Annotated in this window: 3 protein-coding genes; all 3 read left to right on the top strand. The window is 72.3% G+C overall.

Annotated elements, in window-relative coordinates:
* On the top strand, window positions 1-667 hold a 667-nt coding region (locus tag H0U68_RS23485), incomplete at its 5' end, for an ATP-binding cassette domain-containing protein (protein ID WP_296359326.1).
* The gene (locus H0U68_RS23480; protein ID WP_296359324.1) at window positions 657-2,459 is read left to right on the top strand and encodes an ABC transporter transmembrane domain-containing protein; all 1,803 of its coding nucleotides are present in this window, start codon (window positions 657-659) and stop codon (window positions 2,457-2,459) included. The genes H0U68_RS23485 and H0U68_RS23480, both read left to right, overlap by 11 nt.
* Before the next feature lie 99 nt (window positions 2,460-2,558).
* On the top strand, window positions 2,559-2,925 hold a 367-nt coding region (locus H0U68_RS23475), incomplete at its 3' end, for an MFS transporter (protein ID WP_296359322.1).

Here is a 2,925-nt window from a genome sequence, read left to right as displayed (position 1 = left end):
GGCGCCGGGCCGCACGCTGGGCCTGGTCGGCCCCACCGGCGCCGGCAAGTCCAGCCTGCTGCGGCTGCTGCTGCGCCAGCGCACGCCCGACGCCGGGCGGCTGCGCTGGAACGGCATCGACCTGCGCGACTACACGCTGGACGCGCTGCGCTCGGCCGTCGCCTGGGTGCCGCAGGAGCCGTTCCTGTTCTCCGCCTCGGTGGCCGAGAACATCGCGCTGGCCAAGCCGGGCGCCACCCGCGCCGAGGTGGAAAACGCAGCGCGGCTGGCCGCCGTGCACGACGACATCCAGCGCCTGCCCAAAGGCTACGACACGCCGGTCGGCGAGCGCGGCGTCACGCTGTCGGGCGGGCAGCGCCAGCGCGTGGCCATCGCGCGGGCGCTGCTGGCCGATGCGCCGCTCTTGCTGCTGGACGACGCGCTGTCGGCGGTGGATACCGAGACCGAGGCGCGCATCCTGGCGCACCTGCGGCAGGCGCGCGTCGGCCGCACGGTGGTGATCGTGAGCCACCGGCTGAGCGCGGTGGCCGACGCCGACCACATCGTGGCGCTGCAGAGCGGCCACCTGGCCGAACAGGGAACGCATGCGGACCTGGTGTCCGCCAACGGCTGGTATGCGCGCCAATGGCGCTACCAGCAACTGCAGGCGAGCCTCGATGCCGACTGAATCGCTCCACGCCTCGGTCCCGCCCCCGACCGCGCGGCCCAGCCGCAAGCTGGTCGGCGCCGCCGCCACGCTGCTGCTGCGCGCCGCCGCGCCCGACCGCGCCCTCGTGCTGCGCGGCGTTGTCTGGCTGGTGCTGGCCGCCGGCCTGGAGGCGCTGTCGCCGCTGGCCGGCAAGTTCCTGATCGACAACTACCTGCTGCCGCGCAATGCCGCGGTGCCGGAAATGGCCGGCCTGCTGCTGGGCGCGCTGGCCGCCGGCTGCCTGGCGAGCTGGCTGCGCTACCGTCAGCTGGTGCGCCTGGGCGGCGTGGCGATGCGCTCGGTGCAGCGCATCCGCGAAGCCGTGTACCGCCACGTGCTGCGCCTGCCCATGGCCTTCTTCGACCACGCCATCACCGGCCAGCTGGTCAGCCGCGTGACCAACGACACCGAGGCGGTGAAGACGCTCTACGTGCAGGTGCTGTTCGTCATCCTGGACAGCCTGATCATCCTGGGCGGCGCCATGGTCGCCATGCTGCTGCTGGATTGGCGGCTGATGCTGGTGGTGGCCACCCTGCTGCCGCTGGTGGCGCTGCTCATCGTGGTCTACCAGCGCCTGTCGGGCTCGGCGGTGGCGCGCGCGCGCGAGCTGCGCGGCGAGCTCAACGCGCAGATGGCGGAATCGATTGCCGGCATGCCGGTGCTGCAGGCGGCCAACGCGACCACGCGCTTTCGCGAGCGCTTCACCGCGCTGAACGAGGCGCACTACCGCTCGCGCCGCAGCGCCCTGCGCGCCAACGCCTGGCTGCTGCGGCCGGTGCTGGACTTCCTCAACGTGCTGATCCTGGCCGGCGTGCTGTGGCTGTTCGGCACGCGTGGAGGCAGCGGCGTGGGCGCGCTGGAGGTCGGCGTGCTGTACGCCTTCATCAGCTACATCTCACGCGTGGTGGAGCCGCTGACGCAGATCACCGTGCAGTTCTCCCAGCTGCAACAGGCGCTGGTCGGCGCCTCGCGGGTGCAGGCGCTGCTGGCCGAGGCCGAGGCGCCGCCGGCCGGCGAACAGGGCGAGGTGGGCCGCGGCGACATCGCCATCGACCACCTGACCTTCGCCTACCAGCCCGGCCGGCCGGTGCTGCACGACGTGTCGCTGCACATTCCCGCCGGCAGCTTCCACGGCATCGTCGGCCACACCGGCAGCGGCAAGACCACCCTGCTGTCGCTGCTGCTGCGCTTCTACGGCACCGACACCGGCCGCATCCGCATCGACGGCGCACCGCTGGAGTCCATCGGCGAGGACAGCTTCCGTGCCAGCGTGGGCCTGGTGCCGCAGGAGCCGTTCCTGCTGGCCGCCACGGTACGCGAGAACATCGCCGTGGGCCGCGCGCTCAGCGATGCGCAGGTGGAGGCCGCTGCGCACGCGGCCCATGCGCACGGCTTCATCGCGGCGCTGGAACGCGGCTACGACACGCCGCTGGGCGAAGGCGGCGCGCGGCTGTCGGTCGGGCAAAAGCAGCTGATCGCCATCGCCCGCGCGCTGGCCGGCCAGCCGCGCATCCTGCTGCTGGACGAGGCCACGGCGCACATCGATTCGGAAACCGAGCAGGTCGTGCAGCGCGCGCTGGCGCAGCTGCGCGGCAAGGTCACCATCGTCGCCATCGCCCACAGGCTGTCCACCGTGCGCGATGCCGACCGCATCGTGGTGCTGCACCATGGACGCGTTGCCGAACTGGGCGCGCATGCGGAGTTGATGGCGATCGACAAGGGCCTGTACCAGCGGCTGTACCAGCTGCAGCAGCTGGAAGAGAACACCTGAGACGAAGCGCCTGGACGTTCGGCACGCCTCGAACGGTGCGGTCGCGGGAAATATTTTTCCGGCCGCACCGATTGCCGCGCCCCGTCCGTCTTTGGCAGCATGAACACACACACATTCACGACGGCCCAGCGCTGGGTGCTGGGCCTGGCGGCGGGGGCTTCGTTCATCGCCGCCCTCGACGGCATGGTGGTCACCACCGCGTTCGAGGCCATGCGGCAGGACCTGGGCGCGCCGATCTCGCTGCTGCACTGGACCATGACCGCCTACAGCCTCGCCTTCGCCGCGCTGCTGATGGCCGGCGCCGCGCTGGGCGACCGGTTCGGGCGGCGCCGCATGTTCGTCACCGGCCTGCTGCTGTTCGCGGCCACCTCCGCCGGCTGCGCGCTGGCGCCGTCCGCGCCGTGGCTGATCGCCGCGCGCGTGGTGCAAGGCGCGGCCTCCGCGCTGGTCATGCCGCTGGCGATGG

The organism is Ramlibacter sp., from assembly GCF_013697775.1.
Taxonomy (GTDB): Bacteria; Pseudomonadota; Gammaproteobacteria; order Burkholderiales; family Burkholderiaceae_C; genus Ramlibacter.
Note: the sequence above shows the minus strand (reverse complement) of the source record. Positions and strands in the feature narration are given on the sequence as shown.

Coding starts and splice junctions, on each gene's coding strand:
- H0U68_RS23480 (WP_296359324.1), top strand. CDS start 657: ATGCCGACTGAATCGCTCCACGCCTCGGTCCCGCCCCCGACCGCGCGG.